This window comes from Buchnera aphidicola (Cinara confinis), from assembly GCF_900128735.1.
GTDB lineage: Bacteria > Pseudomonadota > Gammaproteobacteria > Enterobacterales > Enterobacteriaceae > Buchnera_F > Buchnera_F aphidicola_L.
The window spans coordinates 51,607-69,496 of sequence record NZ_LT667503.1; the positions used below are offsets into that span (position 1 = coordinate 51,607).

Sequence of the window (17,890 nt, forward strand, 5' to 3'; positions counted from 1 at the left end):
ATTTTAAAAAAAATGATTATTTTTTTATATTATATCTTTTTTGTATTTTCTTACAAGTTCTACTCTAAAATACAGAAAAATTATATGAATATTTTTAGGATAGGTAAATTGAATGAAAATTAAAAATAAAATTGTTACAACAGAAAGCACTAAATATTGGAATAATATTTTTCTTTATTTTTTAAAAAATTTTCAATTTTTTATGGTTTTTTTTTCTTTTTTTTTATCTTTTATAATTGTTTTTATTTTATGGTTTAATAATATTCATTATTCTGTTTTATATGATCATTTATCTAATCAAGATGAATTTTGGGTGGTTTCTCAATTGCAATCTATGAAAATTCCATATAAATTTAATAATATTTCCGGGTCTCTTTCAGTTCCTGAAAATAGGATACATGAATTACGTTTTAAATTATTGAATAATAACTTAAATAAAGAAAAAATTTATGGTTTTGATTTTTTAAATAATGATAAATTTAATATCAGTCAATTTAATGAAAAATTAAATTATCATAGAGGTTTAGAGGGAGAATTATCAAAAACATTAATGAATATTTTTCCTATAAAGTATGCACGTGTACATTTATCGTATCAAAAAAATAATGATTTTTTACAAAAAAAAGAGATTCCATCAGCGGCAGTAGTAGTGACTTTATATCCAGACACTTACTTAAAAAAAAATCAAATTGATTCTATTTCTTCTCTTATTTCAGGTAGTATTTCTCATTTATCTGCAGATCATATTGTAATCATTGATCATAATGGGAATTTATTGAATCAATTATCTTTAAATTTAAAACGTTTTTTCAATAATGATATAAAAAAAAAGGTTGATTTTTTAAAAGATTATTATCTACATCGTATTAACGAAATTTTAAGACCTCTTTTAGGATCAAAAAATTTTATTATTCAAATAAATCCTCATATTATTTCATGTCAAGAACGTCGTAACATTGTATATAAAGACAAAAAACATAATAAAAAAATTCCTGATTTATTAAATTTAGTACCTGAATATTTAAACAACTTAGGCATTACAAAAAAAAATAATTTTTTGAAAAATGTTTCTTCTCATATTTGTTCTAAAAAAATTAAGCCTATTGTTACTGGAATGCGGAAAAATATTAATTCTCAATCTATCAGAAAAATTTTTACCGTCAATAATAGCATTCCGGATAAAAAGATATTAAAATTAAGAAATAGTAATAATAATTCATCTCATTTTTTTGGTATAAGAAAAAAAAATATAGAAAAATATAATACTGATTTTTATCCACGTACTTTTCGAAATTCATTGATTAGTTTTTCTGTTAGAATTTTAGTGAATTATAAAAAAAATAGCTTAGGAAAGTTAATACCATTGACTGTAAAAGAGATAAAAGATATTACAAATATGACAAAATCAGCAATGAATTTTTCAAATCAACACGGAGATTTTTTACAGATAATCAATATATTATTTTTTACTTCTAAAAAAGATATTCATATAAATTCTTTTTTATTTTATAAAAATTTGATTTTTTCTTATAAATTTTTTATTATTTTCTTCTTCTTTTTTGTTTTTTTCTTTATTTTAATGCGTAAAATTATTGAGCGATATATAAAAAATAATAATATAGTTAAAGGTTTACCTTTTTACAAAGAAAGATCTTTTTCTCAATCAGATAATTCAAAACAATTATTTTCTATAGCACTAAGAAATAAAAATATTTTATTAAATTCAAAACATTTTTTTAATAATAAAAAGAAATTAGATATTGACCCTAAAATTATAGCTAAAGTTATTCGTTTATGGATGAAAAATAAATAATGAATTTAAATGGTATTCAAAGAAGCGCACTTTTATTAATGTCTATTAATATTGATGAAGCGGCAAAAACCTTAGAATTTTTTTCTGATAAAGAAATTAGCCAATTAATACAAGCTATGATTTCTTTTGATTTAACAGTTTATTATGATACCTCGGAAATAATAAAAAATTTTTATCAATATTTAAATCAAAGTAAATTATCTAGTTTTGATATTACAAATAATATTTCTCAATTAGTTAAAAAAAGCTTAGGTGATAAAAAAAGTTCTATAGTACTTCAAGAATGTTTATTAAAAAAATCTATTCAAAAAAAAATTATTTTTTTAGAAACGCTAGATGTTCATGAAATTTTTTTATTAGTAAAAAATGAACACAAACAGATTATTACCGTTCTTTTAACTTATTTTTCAAAATCGGTGTCAGCAAAATTACTATTATTATTTGACATCATAGAACAATCTAATTTTTTATTAGATATTGAAAATTTCATTCCTTTAACTACTCATGGTTTATTAGAATTTAATCAAATTCTCGCATACTTATTAAAGAAATATAAAAATTCTTTAAAGACTAAAAAAAATACAAGACGTATTACAGAAATTTTAAAATTATTTAATAAAAAAAATATTAAAAATATTTTACTACAAATTAAATCTGTAGATATAACTTTAGCGAATGAAATTAATTGTATTTTATTTACTTGGAACGATATGTGTAACATAAGTAATGATGATATTAAGTTTATTATCCAAAATATTGATTTAGAAATATTATATAAGGGTTTAAAAGCAATAGATGAAAGTATAACTAATAGATTTTATAAAAATTTTTCAAAAAAAGAACATAATTATTTTTATAATAAAAATTTAGATAATAAAATTTTTTCTTTTTTAGAAATATCATTAGCGAAGCGTAAAGTATTAAATATTATTAAAGGGTTTATAAAAACAGGAAAAATTTTTATTAATAAAAGATAGGAAAATAAATATGAAAAATTTTATAAAAAAAAAAATATGGAAACGTTGGAGACCAAACTTGCGCGATGAAAATAGTAAAGAAAATAATATCGTTAAATCATTGACAATAAAAAAAGATTATTCTTCCAAAAAAGACTCTAAAAAAAAAATGAATAAAAAAAATTTACAACAGTATCTAAAAGGGTATCAAATAGGATTGGATACAGGTTATCAACGGGGGTGGTTTCAGGGTTTTAATTCAATTTCATTAAAATATTTAAAAAATTATGAACAATATTTGCAGATACAATTTTCAAATATTTTGAAATGTTTCTGGAAGTCGATTAATGATTTAGATAGTCAGCTTGAATTAAAATTATTAAAAATGATTGTTAAAATATCTAAAATTGTTGTTTCTAATTCATTATTAATTAATGAAAATTTTATATTAGATAAAATAAAAAATATTTTAAAAAATTTTAGACGCACGTTAAGAAATCCTAAATTATTTATTCATCCTCAGAAAAAAAAAATTATAGAAGAAAAATTTGGTAGATTATTAAAATTATATAATTGGACATTGAGTACTGATAAAAAAATTAATATGCATAGTTGTTATGTTCTTGCTGATGAAGGCGAGATAGACGCTACAGTAGAGCGGTGTTGGAATGAAATTGAACAAGTTTTGTTAGTTCAAAAGGATAAAATATGACTTTTAAAAAAAATAAATGGTGTAAAAGAGTAAATATTTTTAAAAAAAAAATTAGTTTTATCTCTAATTTTATATCGATAGGGTATATTATTAGTATAAATAATTTTTTAGTGAAAGCGTCTGGAATCACTTTACCTATTGGAAAATTTTGTTTTATTGAAAATAATAATCAAAATAAAGCTCCTACGATTATTTGTAAAATTGTTGGTTTTTCTAAAAAAAATAGTTTTTTAATGCCTCTTTATTCTTTAGATGGTATTTTTCCGGGAGCTAAAGTTTTTTCTTATTCATTTTTTAGTAGTACATTTTTAATATTTGATAAACTTCCTTTTTCATATAAATTACTGGGGCGTGTTTTAGATAGTTTTGGTTTACCTTTAGACGGTCTTAATAATATTCATACAGATGATTATCGAGATTTATCTTCTCAAATAATAAACCCATTAAATCGTGCGCCCATTAAAGAAATTTTTGATACTGGTATTTGCGCTATTAATAGTTTATTAACTATCGGAAAAGGTCAAAGAATTGGAATTTTTGCTCGTGCTGGTGTTGGAAAAAGCATGTTATTAGGTATGATTGCCCGACATTCTAAAGTAGATATTATTGTTATCGTCTTGGTAGGAGAACGTGGAAGAGAAGTAAAAGAGTTTCTTGATAATATTTTAGGACCTGAAAGTCTTAAAAAATCTGTAGTAATAGTTTCTCCCGCAGGTACTTCGCCATTATTTCGAGTACAAGCTATACAATATGCTACATCTATTGCGGAATATTTTTGTAAAAAAAATAATAATATTTTATTAATTGCTGATTCATTAACTCGATATGCTATGGCGTATAGAGAAATATCATTGTCAATTAATGAAATACCAATTGCGAAAGGGTATCCTGCGTCTATTTTTTCAAAAATTCCGGAATTAATAGAAAGAACAGGAAATATTTCGAAAAATTTTGGTTCTATTACTGCTATTTATACGATTCTTACAGAAGGCGATGAGTCTAATGATCCTATCTTGGATATTTCAAAATCTATATTAGATGGACATATTTTTTTATCTAATGATTTAGCAGATACTGGGCATTATCCAGCAATAGATATTAGTAAATCAATCAGTAGGGTGATGTCATCTATTATTAATTCTCGACATAGAAAAAGTGCTATTTATATTAAAAAATTAATTTCATGTTATATCTTGCATCAAGATCTTATTACTTTAGGTGCTTATGTTGTAGGAACAAATAATTTATTAGATATAGCTATTAAAATATGGCCAAAATTAACAAAATTTTTACAGCAAGATTTTTTTGAGCATTTTTCTTATCAATATTCTATTGAAAAATTAGAAAAATTATTAAATAATATTTAAAAATTGTTTTTTTATGGAAAGTATATGAAAAATAATTATTTAAGAAGTTTGCTATATTTAAAAAAAAAATCTCAATTGTCGATTAGAAAGAATATGTATATAATAAAAGATTATATACATAAAAAAAAAAATTTTTGATCAGATATTACAATTAAAAAAATATTATAAAGAGTATTATAATGATTTATATAAAGATTTTTTGATAGGTATTAGTCAGTATCAAGTAAATACTTACTTCAATTTTTTATATATGTTAAAGACAGTTATTTTAAAACAATATAAATATATCGATTATTATAATAAAAAATTAAAGATTCATTGGAAATTACACAAAAATTTTTATTTTTTTTTTAAAAAAATATGTTTTTTAGAATCATATATTTATAAAAATATTAAAAAAAATTCTATGTTAAAAGAACAAAGAAATTCTGATAATTTTATTGAAACATTAATATATTTACGAAAAAATATTAAATAAGTAATTTTTTTTATAAAAAAATTAATTAAAAAAAAGTTATTATTTTTTAATTTTTATTTTATATAATATTGAAATAAAAATAGGATTTTTTTTGTAATTTTTTAAAATTTTTTATAAAAAATTTTTTATTTGAGAGGTAACATGTTAAAAAAAAATTTTTTCTAAATGATATGAAATTAATTAATAAGCCAGTTAAATTTCAATATCAAAAAAATTCTATATCTTTAGAAGATCAACGTGTACCTTCTTCTAATGATAATTTACAATTAAAAAGTTTTTTGTTTAATAGAAAAATTTTTTTCTTTGATGCTTTATTTCATCAATTTTCTTGTATGTTATATGATGGATTTAAAAAAAATTTTTCTATAAAATTTAATTTTCAATATTTATCTTTTAAATATAATAATCAATATTATGCAAAAAAAATATTATCTGAACAAGAGAGTAATATTTTTCAACTTGCTAATTTAAAAGAATATTGTATTTTAATGGTTTCTCATAATTTTTTTGCAATTTTTACTTATATTTTATTTGGAGATAGTGATTTAATAGCATATAAAAAAAACATTTATTGTACAAAAAAGAAAAATAATATTGCTATCATAAATCATGTTTTAAACAATATATTAATTATATTTAATGATTTCTTAAAAAAATTTTTTCGAATTTCTATTCAATCTGTTTTTAAAAATAAAAATTCAGTAAAAAATTTTTTTAAAAATAATAATTTAGATGATTATATCATTTTTTTGTTTCAAGTTACTTTTAGTTCCCTTAAAGAAGTTATTAAAATATATATACCAAAAAGTATTTTATACAAAATTTTTTTAAAAAATGATGAACAAAATAATCTTTTAAAAAAAAATATTAAAACAATTTGGAATAAAAAAATAGAATGTAATATTAAATCTATTAATTTATTTTTAAAAATAAATATTATGAGTTATTTTATATCACTGAATGATTTTTTTGATTTAAGAATTGGTGATATTTTTTGTATAAAAAAAATAAAATATGTATTGGGTTTTTTTGATAATTTCCCTTTGATTTTAGGAAGATATGGTATATATCATGGTTATCGTTCTTTATATTTTAAGAATTTTATTAATGCAGAGAATAAATGTATGATAAATAAAAAGTTTATTATTTCTTCAAAAGATAGTGCATCTAATAACGATATTAAAATTCATCAAGATTTCAGTGATAATAAAATATATAAACAGAAGATTTTAAAAAAAGAAGAAACAGGAGATACTATATCTAGTAAAAAAAATGATTTTTTAGATTTTTTAAAAAAAATGAAACCGTTTATGAATATCCCGGTTGCTATTACTATTGAATTAGGAACTAAAAAATTAAGTTTAAAGAAATTACTAAATTTATCTGAAGGATCAATACTTCAGTTAAATGAAAAGGAAAATGTTCCATTAAAAATATATATTCAAGATTATTTATTAGCTTTAGGTGAATTAGTTATTGTTAATGAAAAGTATGGTGTTCGTATCATAAATCTTATGCAAAATTTAGCAATATAGGTGCCTCAGACAAAGAATATCATATAGGTAATGGTATCCTCAATGATGATTAAAAAAATTATTTTTTTTTAAAGAAAATTAAAATATGAAGAATAATGAACTGATTTTACATTTTAGCGGCGCGCTTTTTTATGTTTTAGTGATTATTTTTTTGTTTTTTTTTATATATAAAAAAAGTAACCTTTTTCATAATATGAAAGAAAATCAATCAATATATGTTCTTAATAAATGTTATTTAAATTCTTCAAATTTTATTTGTACAGTTAATATATATAATAAAAATTTTGTATTAGCTGTTACGCCGAATAAAATTACTATTTTATATATTTTTCCATCATTAAAAAAAATTTCTTATGAGAAAAATCATAAATATTTTCGAAAAAAAGATAGTATATTTAAGATCATAAAAAAATTTTTTAATAAATTTAGGTAGAAAATTTAATGTTTAATAAATTTATTCTTTTCTTTTTTTTTATTGCATTATATCCAGTTACATCATTTGCTGATTTTTCTTTTGAGTCAATATTTAATGTTATCAATCAAGGTAGCAATTTTTGGAAATTTTCTCTTGAAACATTTGTTATATTTACATTGTTAAGTTTTATTCCGGTAGCTTTATTAATGATGACGAGTTTTACTCGGATTATTATTGTTTTTGGTTTTTTAAGAAATGCTTTAGGAACACCATACTCGCCTCCTAATCAAATTCTTGTAGGATTATCCCTATTCCTGACGTTTTTTATTATGTCTCCGGTTCTTGAAAAAGTTTATCAAAAGGCATATATTCCGTTTAGAAATGAAGAAATTAATTTAGAGATTGCTTTAAAACGTTCTTTTATACCACTACATAATTTCATGAGAAAACAAACTAAATTATCTGATTTATTATTATTTTTTAACTTAGCAAAAGTTCCTTATACTGAAAAAAAATCATATGTTCCAATGAGAATATTATTGCCAGCTTTTATGATTAGTGAATTAAAAACTGCTTTTCAGATTGGTTTTACAATTTTTATACCTTTTTTAATTATTGATTTAGTAGTAGCCAGTATATTAATGGCCTTAGGAATGATGATGGTTCCGCCGTCTACTATTTCTTTACCTTTTAAATTAATTTTATTTGTTTTAGCGGATGGGTGGCGTTTATTAATTATGTCACTATCTCAAAGTTTTTTAATGTAATTTTATTTTTATAAATAACTTAAAAAATTCATTTTTTTTTTTATTATTTAATAATCTTTCCAATATGTAAGGTTATATTATAATGACTCAAGAATTTATTATAAATTTATTTCATAATTCTATTAAATTAGGGTTAATGTTATCAGCTCCATTTTTAATTGCTTCGTTAATTAGCGGTTTGTTTGTGAGTATTTTTCAAGCTGTTACTCAAATTAACGAACAAACTTTATCTTTTATACCTAAAGTGATATCAGTTTTTATTTCAGGAATTTTTTTCGGGCCATGGATGTTAAGAATTATGGTTAATTATATTCATAATATATTTCATCTTATACCGATTATTATTTTATCAACATGAATAATTTTATTATACAATTTTTTTTGTTTTTTATAAATTTTCATATAATTTTAATTATGACAAGAATTTTTGCTTTTTTTAGTTTTTCTTCTTTATTTAATAATAAAAATATTACTGCTCCAATAAAAATTTTATTTGTATATTTTATTGCTTTTTTTTTATCTCCTTTATTATCTTTTGGAGTAAAAGTTCAATTTAATCAAGAGTTATTTTTTTTGTTGATATATCAAATATTAGTAGGTATGATTTTAGGATTTTCTATTCAACTGGTTTTTGCGTCGATATATTTAACAGGAGAAATTATTAGTTCGCAGATAGGATTATCATTTTCGATTTTTTTTGATTCTAATGAAAATAGTCAGTTTTTAGTTATATCACATTTTTTAAATATTTTTTTATTTTTATTTTTTTATTTTTTTAACGGACATATTTGGATTATTAAGGTTTTAATAAAAAGTTTTAATGTTTTTCCTTTATTTCATCCTTATATAAGTAAAAAGATGTTTTTTTCTTTGTTATATTTTTCGAATATTATTTTTTTTAGCGGTCTTTTTTTAAGTCTTCCAATTTTGTTTTTTTTATTAATTGTACAAATGAGTTTAGCTATATTAAATAAGATGATTCCACAAGTGTCATTATTTTCTGTTTTTTTTCCTGCTATTTTAATAATAGGTATTTTATTTTTAAAGTTTTTTGTTATTTTTTTATTTCCTATTTTTTTTTCTTTTTTTAGTTATGTTTTAAAATATTTATTATTTTTAGAATCAAAAAAAAATTTTTATCTATATTAAAATTTTAAAATATAGAGATATTATATTTTTAATAAAAAATTTAGAAAAATGATTAATTAATATAAAAGATATGGGGATCTTTTTATAGATCTCCATAAATTTAAATATTTTTTTATTTTATTTTTTTTTCTGTATATATGACATGTTTTTTAAGAATAGGATCGTATTTTTTTAATTGCAACTTATCGGGTTGATTTCTTTTATTTTTTGTAGTTGTGTAATAATGTCCAGTTTTACCTGAAGATATTAATTTAATATTAATGCGATTATTTTTAGCCATTGTTTATCTCTTTTTTTTAGTAATATATTTTTGATATGTTTCTTTAATGCCTAATTTATTAATTATGCGCAATCCTTTTGTTGAAATTCTAATTTTAATAAATTTTTTTTCTTGAGGTATCCAAAATCGATGATATTGTAAATTAATACAAAATTTTCTTTTTGTTGCATTCATAGCATGTGATCTACGGTTTCCAAAAACTGATTTTCTTTTTGTAATTTGACATATTTTTGCCATATAATTTTTTTCCTAGAATAAGATTACATTAATGAATTTTAAATTAATTAATTAATGATGATATTTTTTTAGTTTATTTTTTTTTTATTTTTTTCATAAGCGTATAAAATTTCATTTTGTGCATTTTGAGCGCTTTTCCAACCTTGAATCTTTACCCATTTTTTATTTTCTAGAGATTTATAATTTTCAAAAAAATATAGTATTTGTTTTTTGAGGAGCTGCGGCAAATATTCAATATCTTTAATATGTTGATATTCTTTTGTAATTGATTTATGTGGAACTGCTATAATTTTTATATCCTTTCCTTTTTCGTCTTCCATTTCTAACATACCAATAGGTTTGCATCTTATAACAGCTTTTGATTGGATAGGATAAGGTGTTGGAATCATAATATCTAAAGGATCGCCATCTGAACCTAAAGTATTATTGATAAAACCATAATTACATGGATAAAACATAGGGGTCGCTATAAATCGATCTACAAAAAGAGCGTTATAATTTTTATTTATTTCATATTTTACGGGACTAGAAAAAGCTGGAATTTCAATAATTCCATATATATCATATGGAATTTTTTTTCCTATTGGAATATTTTGAAAATTATTCATATAATTTTTCCTTGAATAAAAAGAGATTAATATAAAATAAGGTAAACATATTTTTTATAGATTTTATAAAATTAAAAATAAAATACTTTTTAAAATTTTTTTGATATTTTTATATATTATTTTTTTTGTAAAAATATTATATTATTCATAGTAATTATTATATAGTAGATAGGTGCTGAATATTTTTTTATAAAATTTTATATTTATATATATAAAAACTTTTTTTCTTTTTATTTTTTTAAAAAGTAATAAATTATATCATTTTTTTTATGAAAATATTTTTTATTTTATATTTTGAAAAGGATAACTGAAATGTTATTGTTTGATGAAGTAAAAGATTGTGAAAAGAAATTTTTGGAATTATTAACAAGTTCTTTATTTTATTTAAAAAAAAAAAATCTTCATGGCAGTATTGAATTAAATAAAATGTATGGTTTTTTTGTATCTAGTCGATATAAAAATATTGATAAAATTGAATCATATAATAATGTAACTTGTCTTGTTACTATATATAATCATGGTCGAAAAGCATCTGTTTTATTTAATAATGTGAAGATTTCTAATATTTATAAAGCTATTGATAAAGCTATAAATATTTCTAAATATACTGATCGAGATATTTATTCTACATTACCTAAAAGAAATTTATTGTTTAATAATAAAAAAACTTTAAATTTATTTTTTCCCTGGTCTTATAATTTTAATACGATTGTTAATTTATTAAATGTGGTTGAAAATAGTGCTTTAGAATTTGATTCAAAGATTACCAATACAGAAGGAGCTACATTTGATAGTTCCATTACGTTAAAATATTTAGGTAATACTTATGACTGGTTAGGTTTTTATCGTTCTACATATAATTATTTATCTCATTGTGCCGTTGCTAGTAATAAAACTTCAATGGAAAGAGATTTTGTTCATTCTATAGCTCGTGATTTTTATGATTTAAAATCACCTGAATTTATCGGAAGAGAAAGTGCTAGAAAAAGTATTTTGAAATTAAATGCAAAAAAAATAAAAACTCAACGTATTCCGGTTATATTTGCTTCTGATATCGCTGCAGGATTGTTTAAATATTTAATTTCGGCATTAAATGGTCATGCTATTTATAAAAAAACAACATTTTTATTAGATTATTTTAAGAAAAAAATTTTCCCTGAATGGTTAAATATTTTTGAAGATCCTTTTTTAGAAAAAGGTTTATTTTCTCAGTTGTTCGATCATGAAGGAGTAGCTACTACGCAAAAAAAAATTATTAATCGAGGTTGTATAGAGACATGGTTATTAGATACATATTCAGGAAATCAATTAAAATACGATAGTACTGGTCATGCCGGTGGCACTTATAACTGGTTAGTAAATAGTTCTAAACCAGTGATAAAATATCCATTTCTTTTTAAGGAAATATATAACGGTTTATTAATAACAGAGTTATTTGGTAATGGTGTTAATATAATGACAGGAGATTATTCAAGAGGCGCTTGTGGTTTTTGGATTAGACAAGGAAAAATTGATTATGCAGTGAGTGAGATTACAATTTCAGGAAATTTAATCGATATTTGGAGAAATATTATTACATTATCTGATGATGTAAAAAAAGATAACAGAATTCTTTGTTCTTCTATTCTAGTAGAAAATATACAAGTTTCAGGTAAGTAATATTATTACAATAATTCTATAAATTTTTAGAACAATCAAGAAGTTGATCGATAAGCCGGGTTCTGTCATGAACAGTCATTTATCTAGATTAATAATCACTTATTAATTCAAGCAGCTTACCCGGGAATATATGGGCTTTATTTGATCCCTGTTTAGCCTTGCTCCAGGTGGAGTTTGCAGTGCCAAAATTGTCTCCAACTTTGCGGTGCGCTCTTACCGCACCTTTTCACCTTGACCTATTTTATTATTTATAATTTCTTCTTAAAAATTTTTATTAGAAAATATAATATAATATAATGAGGCAGTTTTTTTTCTGTTGCACTAGTCGTAAGATTATTCTTCCCAGGTGTTACCTGGCACCTTTGCCCTATGGAGCCCGGACTTTCCTCTGTTATTATGATTAATTGTAACAGCGACTGTTTGATCAACTTCATTGATTTGGTTCTGGACGATTATATTGTACATGGAATTTTTTTTAATTCTATATATTTTTGAAATTATTTTTATAGCAGTTTTTGTGGACATTACGTTTTTTAATATATAAAATGTTTTATTTATTTTTTTTATGATTTGAGCTTTATTTTTTTCTTTATTACCGTCTATTATAATTACAATTTCACCTTTTCTATATTTTGGATTTCCTTGAATCATTTGAAGAATTTTTTTTGCTGTTCCGGTATAAATATTTTCCCATACTTTAGTTAGTTCTTTGGCAATAGTTAAAATACGTGTGGATCCCATTTCACTCTCAATATATTGAATTGTTTTTTTTAGTCTTTGAGGGGACTCATAAAGAATTATTGTTCTTTTTTCATTTTTTAAATTATTGAGTTGATTTTTTCTTTTTTTATTTTTATTAGATAAAAATCCTTCATAACAAAATTTATTTATATTTAGTCCGGATACACTTAAAGCTGTAATAGCTGCGCATGCTCCAGGTAAAGGTACAATGCGAATTTTTTTTTTATATGCGTTTTGGACAAGAAAATTTCCTGGATCATTAATTAATGGCGTTCCCGCGTTGGAAACTAAAGCTAAATTTTTTCCATTGATTAAGATTTCAAGATATTCTCGAGTTTTTTTTTTTCATTATGAATATTTAATAATAACAATTTGGAGTTTATGGAATAATGTTTTAACAAACATAAAGTATGCTGAATATTTTCACAAAGAATATAATGAACATTCTTTAATATATTTACTGCTCGATAAGTAATATCTAAAAGATTTCCAATAGGTGTTGGTACAATATATAATATTCCAAGAGAGTTTTTTTTTTATACATAATTTTTAACCATGTTATTGTTATAAATTTTTCTTCATATTTTATTTTTTTTGATTTAAAATATTTTTATTTATAGTTTATTTTAAAAATAATATTAAGAAGTGTATTTTAATAAAATTGTTTTTTATAATTAAAAAACATATATAATATATATATAATTAATACATATACATATTATATGATAATTTTTTAGATATACAAAATAAAAATTAATTATTTTAAAGATATTATATAATCATTAAGAGATAAAAATCTTTGAAAAGAATAGTTATTACAGGGTTAGGTATCATTTCAAGTATTGGAAATTCTAAAAGTGATATTATATCCGCTTTAAAAAATGGTGTTTCAGGAATTTCATTTTCAAATAATATGAAAAATTTTGGTTTACGTAGTAATGTCTGGGGTAATTTAAATATTGATATTTATAAACGATCATTACCCCCAAAAAGTTTTTTAAGATTTATGAATGATGCTTCTTATTATGCTTATTGGTCGATGAAAAATGCTATTCAAGATAGTAAGTTAACACCTAATATATATTCAAAAAATCCTCGAATAGGTCTGGTAGTTGGATCAGGGAGTGGATCGCCTAAAGTTTTAACCACAATGTTTAATTTAATAAAAAGTCACAAGAACCCTAAAAAAATAGGACCATTTACCATTATTAAAAATATGACATCTTCTGTTTCAGCAGTATTAGGTGTAATTTTTAAAATTTATGGAGTTAATTATTCAATTAATTCTGCATGTGCAACTTCTGCGAATTGCATTGGACATGCAGTAGATTTAATTTTATCAGGAAAACAAGATATTGTTTTTGCTGGTGGTAGTGAAGAACTAAGTGTAGAATTAGCTTGTCAATTTGATGCGATGCGAGTATTATCAACAAAATTTAATGATAATCCAAAACTTTCCTCTAGAGCTTTTGATATTAATCGTGATGGATTTGTAATTTCAGGTGGAAGCGGTATTATTGTTGTAGAAGAATTAAATTTTGCTTTAGCTCGTAAAGCAAAAATATATGCTGAAATTATTGGTTATGGTTCAACATGTGATGGAAGTAGTATTTTTGAGCCTTCTGGTGATGGTACTGAACGTGCTATGCAATCTGCTTTACAAGGATTAGAGGTATCAATAGATTATTTAAATGCACATGGAACTTCTACTAAAATAGGCGATTTAAAAGAACTAAAAGCTATAAAAAACGTTTTCTCTAAAAATATTCCTTGGATATCTTCTACAAAGTCAATTACTGGTCATTCATTAGGCGCTGCAGGAGTTCATGAGATTATTTATATATTATTAATGTTAACTGATAACTTTATTGCTCCCAGCATTAATATAGTTCATTTAGATCCATTAGCATATAATATGAATATTGTTAGAAAATGTATTCAAAAAAATTTTTCTGTAGCAATGTCTAATAGTTTTGGTTTTGGTGGAATCAATGTGAGTTTAGTATTGAAAAAATATACTTGATAGATTTTTTCTTATTTTTTTCTTATTTATTTTTTTATTTTTTTCTTTGTTGAATATTGAATATTTTTTTGTTTTTTTATCTAATATTTTTAAAAAGAGGATATATGGATCAATTAGAAGTATTAAAAAAATTTACTATAGTTTCGGTAGATAGTGGAGATATAAAATTAATTCATAAATATAAACCTAGTGATGCCACTACTAATCCTTCGATTATTTTAAATAATGTATTGTCTAATAAATATAATCAACTTGTTGAAAAATCTATTATATACGCTAAAAAAATAGGTGGTTCTATAGAGCAAAGAGTAATTAATGCTACAGATATGATATCAGTAATTTTTGGTTTTGAAATATTAAAAAACATACCGGGATATATCTCAACAGAAATAGATGCAAAGTTATCATTTAATATAGATTTATGTATTAAAAAAGCAGTTAAAATAGTAAATTTATATAATACTTTAGGAATAGATAAATCGCGTATTTTAATAAAGTTAGCAGCTACTTGGGAAGGTATTCAGGCTGCTAAAACTTTACAGGAAATGGGTATTCTTTGTAATCTAACTTTATTATTTTCTTTTGCACAAGCGCAAGCGTGCGCTGATGCTCAAGTTTTTTTAATTTCACCATTTGTAGGGCGTATTTATGATTGGTATAATAAAAAAAATCAGGTAAAAATTTATAAAGCTAGTGAAGATCCAGGTATCATGGCTATAAAAAAAATTTTTTATCATTATAAAAAATATGGATATAAAACTATTATTATGGGAGCAAGTTTTCGTAGAATAGAACAAATTATAGAGTTAGCTGGATGTGATCGATTAACAATATCCCCGGTATTATTATTAGAATTACAAAAATATACGACGCAAATAGATAGAAAATTAGATAGTCAACTGATTAAAAAAAGTTACATGCTACCTAATGTATTATCTGAAGCAGAATTTCGTTGGTTACATAATCAAGATCCTATGGCTGTTGAAAAATTATCTGAGGGCATTTGTCAGTTTAATAGCGATCAAGAGAAATTAGAAATTTTTCTATCAAAAAAAATTTAAGTGATTGATGATATGAATTTTAAAATTTTTTTTATAAATTACCTTTAAGGGATTATATATGTTATGTCGTAAACAATTATCTAATGCAATACGAATGCTAAGTATTGATGCAATTCAAAAAGCAAAATCTGGTCATCCCGGAGCCCCAATGGGTATGGCGGATATTGCAGAGGTTCTTTGGCGTGATTTTTTAAAACATAATCCAGAAAATCCTTCCTGGTCAAATCGTGATCGTTTTATATTGTCTAATGGGCATGCATCAATGTTGTTGTATAGTTTATTACATTTATCAGGTTATAACGTAACCATAGATGATATTAAAAAATTTAGACAGTGCCATTCGAAAACTCCTGGACATCCTGAAATACATTGTACACCAGGTGTAGAAATAACTACCGGTCCATTAGGACAAGGTTTAGCTTCCGGAGTCGGTATGGCTATTGCGGAAAAAATATTATCTGTATATTTTAATAAAAAAAATTTTTCTATTGTTGATAATTATACATGGGTTTTTGTAGGAGACGGCTGCTTGATGGAAGGAATTTCTCATGAAGCCTGTTCTTTAGCAGGTACATTAGAGCTAGGAAAATTAATTATTTTCTATGATAAAAACGGAATTTCAATTGATGGTAATGTATCTAATTGGTTTACTGATGATACTATTAAACGTTTTAAATCATATAATTGGCACGTTATTGAAATAGATGGACACAATACAGAAGAAATTTCAAAAGCAATCAAAAAATCTAAGAAAAATATTTTACAGCCTTCAATGATTATATGTAATACTACTATCGGTTTTGGTTCTCCAAATAAAGAAGGTACAGCAAGTGTACATGGGGCTCCTTTAGGTGAAGAAGAAATATTATTAACACGAAAAAAATTGAATTGGAAATATCCTTCTTTTTTTATTCCTCAAAAAGTATATAATGCTTGGAGCGCTAAGTTTAAAGGTAAAAAAGATGAAGAAAATTGGAATAAAATTTTTAAAAAATATTCTATTATATATCCTGATTTAGCAAAAGAATATTTACGTCGTTTGAAAGGGATTTTACCTTCTTGCTTGGATTCAGAAATGAAAAAATTTTTAAATTCTTTGAAAACACCTTTAAATCATATTTCTACTAGACAAGCATCAAAAAATACTATTGAACTTTTAGGAAATATTGTTCCGGAATTATTAGGTGGATCTGCAGATTTAGCGCCAAGTAATTTAACAATGTGGTCTGGTTCAAAATCTATTAAAAATAATTTTTCTGGTAATTATATACATTATGGTGTTCGTGAATTTGGAATGACATCTATTGCTAATGGTATTTTTCATTTTGGTCTTTTTATTCCTTATTCAGCTACTTTTTTAGTTTTTGTTGATTATGCGCGAAATGCTGTGCGTATGGCTGCATTAATGAAAACACATCATATTTTTGTTTATACACATGATTCTATTGGTGTAGGAGAAGATGGTCCAACACATCAACCTATCGAACATATTACTAGTTTAAGACAAACTCCGAATTTAAGTGTTTGGAGACCTTGTGATGCTCTTGAAACAGCAATATCTTGGCATGTTGCTTTAAAAAGAAAATCAGGACCTACAGCATTAATTTTATCACGACAAAATCTTCCTCAATTTTCTCGTACGACAGAACAAATCAAAAATATATATAAAGGCGGCTATATTATTAGAGAATTTGGTAAAAAGATTGATCTGATTATTATTTCTACAGGTTCGGAGGTACAATTAGCTATTAATGTGGCAAAACGATTATATGAAGAAAGTTATGGTGTTCGTGTTATATCTATGGTGTCGACTGATTTTTTTGATAGTCAATCTTTTGCATATCAAGAATCCATATTACCTCAAAATATTACAAAAAGAGTTTCTATTGAGGCGGGATTAACTAATTTTTGGTATAAATATGTAGGGGGTTTAAATAGTTTGAGGTTTGGTATCGATACATTTGGTGAATCTGGATCTAGTCATGATTTGTTTGATTTTTTTGGTTTAACAGAAGAAAAAATATTTTTAAGTATAAAAAAAAATTTATTTAAAAGATAAAAAATTAATTTTATTAAGTAATTTTTTATA

18 protein-coding genes, 1 other RNA gene and 1 pseudogene are annotated in these 17,890 nt (G+C 23.1%); 15 read left to right on the forward strand and 5 right to left on the reverse strand.

The window, feature by feature from the left end:
* Nucleotides 1-112 precede the first annotated feature (112 nt).
* The 10 genes from fliF to APCICONF2801_RS00260 all read left to right on the forward strand — a co-directional run bounded on the left by fliF (nucleotide 113) and on the right by APCICONF2801_RS00260 (nucleotide 9,192).
* Nucleotides 113-1,813 carry a flagellar basal-body MS-ring/collar protein FliF gene (fliF, locus tag APCICONF2801_RS00220; RefSeq protein ID WP_075431674.1) on the forward strand — a complete coding sequence of 567 codons (1,701 nt, stop codon included), beginning with the start codon at nucleotides 113-115 and terminating at the stop codon, nucleotides 1,811-1,813.
* The gene (locus tag APCICONF2801_RS00225; protein ID WP_075431675.1) at nucleotides 1,813-2,790 is read left to right on the forward strand and encodes a FliG C-terminal domain-containing protein; all 978 of its coding nucleotides are present in this window, start codon (nucleotides 1,813-1,815) and stop codon (nucleotides 2,788-2,790) included. The genes fliF and APCICONF2801_RS00225 overlap by 1 nt, the downstream gene beginning before the upstream one ends.
* Before the next feature lie 10 nt (nucleotides 2,791-2,800).
* On the forward strand, nucleotides 2,801-3,481 hold the full coding sequence (locus APCICONF2801_RS00230; RefSeq protein WP_075431677.1) for a FliH/SctL family protein: 681 nt from the start codon (nucleotides 2,801-2,803) through the stop codon (nucleotides 3,479-3,481).
* Complete coding sequence (locus APCICONF2801_RS00235; RefSeq protein WP_075431679.1) at nucleotides 3,478-4,848, forward strand: FliI/YscN family ATPase; 1,371 nt, start codon at nucleotides 3,478-3,480, stop codon at nucleotides 4,846-4,848. Before APCICONF2801_RS00230 ends, APCICONF2801_RS00235 begins: the two co-directional genes overlap by 4 nt.
* A 250-nt stretch (nucleotides 4,849-5,098) precedes the next feature.
* The gene (locus tag APCICONF2801_RS00240; RefSeq protein WP_154021603.1) at nucleotides 5,099-5,326 is read left to right on the forward strand and encodes a hypothetical protein; all 228 of its coding nucleotides are present in this window, start codon (nucleotides 5,099-5,101) and stop codon (nucleotides 5,324-5,326) included.
* A gap of 170 nt (nucleotides 5,327-5,496) precedes the next feature.
* Entirely contained in the window at nucleotides 5,497-6,861 is a 1,365-nt protein-coding gene (locus APCICONF2801_RS00245; protein ID WP_075431683.1) for a FliM/FliN family flagellar motor switch protein, read from the forward strand.
* 193 nt (nucleotides 6,862-7,054) lie between these two features.
* Nucleotides 7,055-7,294, forward strand: a complete 240-nt coding sequence (locus tag APCICONF2801_RS02120; protein ID WP_419865539.1) for a hypothetical protein — start codon at nucleotides 7,055-7,057, stop codon at nucleotides 7,292-7,294.
* Nucleotides 7,295-7,302: 8 nt separating this feature from the next.
* On the forward strand, nucleotides 7,303-8,043 hold the full coding sequence (fliP, locus tag APCICONF2801_RS00250; protein WP_082252708.1) for a flagellar type III secretion system pore protein FliP: 741 nt from the start codon (nucleotides 7,303-7,305) through the stop codon (nucleotides 8,041-8,043).
* A gap of 82 nt (nucleotides 8,044-8,125) precedes the next feature.
* On the forward strand, nucleotides 8,126-8,401 hold the full coding sequence (fliQ, locus tag APCICONF2801_RS00255) for a flagellar biosynthesis protein FliQ (protein ID WP_075431685.1): 276 nt from the start codon (nucleotides 8,126-8,128) through the stop codon (nucleotides 8,399-8,401).
* Between the two features lie 56 nt (nucleotides 8,402-8,457).
* Nucleotides 8,458-9,192: a flagellar biosynthetic protein FliR gene (locus APCICONF2801_RS00260; protein WP_075432394.1), complete on the forward strand. Its 735-nt coding sequence runs from the start codon at nucleotides 8,458-8,460 to the stop codon at nucleotides 9,190-9,192.
* Nucleotides 9,193-9,304: 112 nt separating this feature from the next.
* On the opposite strand, the gene rpmG is transcribed toward APCICONF2801_RS00260, so the two are convergent.
* The 3 genes from rpmG to ppa all read right to left on the reverse strand — a co-directional run bounded on the left by rpmG (nucleotide 9,305) and on the right by ppa (nucleotide 10,317).
* Nucleotides 9,305-9,472 carry a 50S ribosomal protein L33 gene (gene rpmG / locus APCICONF2801_RS00265; protein WP_075431687.1) on the reverse strand — a complete coding sequence of 56 codons (168 nt, stop codon included), beginning with the start codon at nucleotides 9,470-9,472 and terminating at the stop codon, nucleotides 9,305-9,307.
* Between the two features lie 3 nt (nucleotides 9,473-9,475).
* On the reverse strand, nucleotides 9,476-9,709 hold the full coding sequence (rpmB, locus tag APCICONF2801_RS00270; protein ID WP_075431688.1) for a 50S ribosomal protein L28: 234 nt from the start codon (nucleotides 9,707-9,709) through the stop codon (nucleotides 9,476-9,478).
* A 68-nt stretch (nucleotides 9,710-9,777) separates the two neighbouring features.
* Nucleotides 9,778-10,317 (reverse strand): inorganic diphosphatase, encoded by a 540-nt coding sequence (gene ppa, locus APCICONF2801_RS00275; RefSeq protein WP_075431690.1) that lies wholly within the window; start codon nucleotides 10,315-10,317, stop codon nucleotides 9,778-9,780.
* A gap of 312 nt (nucleotides 10,318-10,629) precedes the next feature.
* Between ppa and APCICONF2801_RS00280 the strand changes: the two genes are divergently transcribed.
* On the forward strand, nucleotides 10,630-11,976 hold the full coding sequence (locus APCICONF2801_RS00280) for a metallopeptidase TldD-related protein (RefSeq protein ID WP_075431691.1): 1,347 nt from the start codon (nucleotides 10,630-10,632) through the stop codon (nucleotides 11,974-11,976).
* Between the two features lie 35 nt (nucleotides 11,977-12,011).
* Here APCICONF2801_RS00280 and rnpB read toward each other — a convergent pair.
* Nucleotides 12,012-12,408: RNase P RNA component class A (gene rnpB, locus APCICONF2801_RS00285), an RNA gene on the reverse strand.
* Nucleotides 12,409-12,486: 78 nt separating this feature from the next.
* Nucleotides 12,487-13,035, reverse strand: a pseudogene (gene rsmI, locus APCICONF2801_RS02095) (16S rRNA (cytidine(1402)-2'-O)-methyltransferase); the annotation flags it as partial.
* Between rsmI and APCICONF2801_RS02100 the strand changes: the two are divergent.
* The 4 genes from APCICONF2801_RS02100 (at nucleotide 12,926) to tkt (ending at nucleotide 17,860) form a co-directional block, all read left to right on the forward strand.
* Complete coding sequence (locus APCICONF2801_RS02100) at nucleotides 12,926-13,192, forward strand: hypothetical protein (protein WP_075431693.1); 267 nt, start codon at nucleotides 12,926-12,928, stop codon at nucleotides 13,190-13,192. The pseudogene rsmI and the gene APCICONF2801_RS02100 overlap by 110 nt on opposite strands.
* Nucleotides 13,193-13,516: 324 nt before the next feature.
* Nucleotides 13,517-14,740, forward strand: coding sequence for a beta-ketoacyl synthase N-terminal-like domain-containing protein (locus tag APCICONF2801_RS00295; RefSeq protein ID WP_075431694.1), 1,224 nt, complete (start codon nucleotides 13,517-13,519; stop codon nucleotides 14,738-14,740).
* A gap of 104 nt (nucleotides 14,741-14,844) precedes the next feature.
* Complete coding sequence (gene tal, locus APCICONF2801_RS00300; RefSeq protein ID WP_075431696.1) at nucleotides 14,845-15,801, forward strand: transaldolase; 957 nt, start codon at nucleotides 14,845-14,847, stop codon at nucleotides 15,799-15,801.
* 58 nt (nucleotides 15,802-15,859) lie between these two features.
* Entirely contained in the window at nucleotides 15,860-17,860 is a 2,001-nt protein-coding gene (gene tkt / locus APCICONF2801_RS00305; protein WP_075431698.1) for a transketolase, read from the forward strand.
* Nucleotides 17,861-17,890: the final 30 nt, after the last annotated feature.

Bases quoted from the DNA above. Each gene is read 5' to 3' on its own strand.
- fliF (WP_075431674.1), top strand. From the start codon at position 113: ATGAAAATTAAAAATAAAATTGTTACAACAGAAAGCACTAAATATTGG.
- APCICONF2801_RS00225 (WP_075431675.1), top strand. From the start codon at position 1,813: ATGAATTTAAATGGTATTCAAAGAAGCGCACTTTTATTAATGTCTATT.
- APCICONF2801_RS00230 (WP_075431677.1), top strand. From the start codon at position 2,801: ATGAAAAATTTTATAAAAAAAAAAATATGGAAACGTTGGAGACCAAAC.
- APCICONF2801_RS00235 (WP_075431679.1), top strand. From the start codon at position 3,478: ATGACTTTTAAAAAAAATAAATGGTGTAAAAGAGTAAATATTTTTAAA.
- APCICONF2801_RS00240 (WP_154021603.1), top strand. From the start codon at position 5,099: ATGTTAAAGACAGTTATTTTAAAACAATATAAATATATCGATTATTAT.
- APCICONF2801_RS00245 (WP_075431683.1), top strand. From the start codon at position 5,497: ATGAAATTAATTAATAAGCCAGTTAAATTTCAATATCAAAAAAATTCT.
- APCICONF2801_RS02120 (WP_419865539.1), top strand. From the start codon at position 7,055: ATGAAAGAAAATCAATCAATATATGTTCTTAATAAATGTTATTTAAAT.
- fliP (WP_082252708.1), top strand. From the start codon at position 7,303: ATGTTTAATAAATTTATTCTTTTCTTTTTTTTTATTGCATTATATCCA.
- fliQ (WP_075431685.1), top strand. From the start codon at position 8,126: ATGACTCAAGAATTTATTATAAATTTATTTCATAATTCTATTAAATTA.
- APCICONF2801_RS00260 (WP_075432394.1), top strand. From the start codon at position 8,458: ATGACAAGAATTTTTGCTTTTTTTAGTTTTTCTTCTTTATTTAATAAT.
- rpmG (WP_075431687.1), bottom strand. From the start codon at position 9,472: ATGGCTAAAAATAATCGCATTAATATTAAATTAATATCTTCAGGTAAA.
- rpmB (WP_075431688.1), bottom strand. From the start codon at position 9,709: ATGGCAAAAATATGTCAAATTACAAAAAGAAAATCAGTTTTTGGAAAC.
- ppa (WP_075431690.1), bottom strand. From the start codon at position 10,317: ATGAATAATTTTCAAAATATTCCAATAGGAAAAAAAATTCCATATGAT.
- APCICONF2801_RS00280 (WP_075431691.1), top strand. From the start codon at position 10,630: ATGTTATTGTTTGATGAAGTAAAAGATTGTGAAAAGAAATTTTTGGAA.
- APCICONF2801_RS02100 (WP_075431693.1), top strand. From the start codon at position 12,926: ATGCGAATTTTTTTTTTATATGCGTTTTGGACAAGAAAATTTCCTGGA.
- tal (WP_075431696.1), top strand. From the start codon at position 14,845: ATGGATCAATTAGAAGTATTAAAAAAATTTACTATAGTTTCGGTAGAT.
- tkt (WP_075431698.1), top strand. From the start codon at position 15,860: ATGTTATGTCGTAAACAATTATCTAATGCAATACGAATGCTAAGTATT.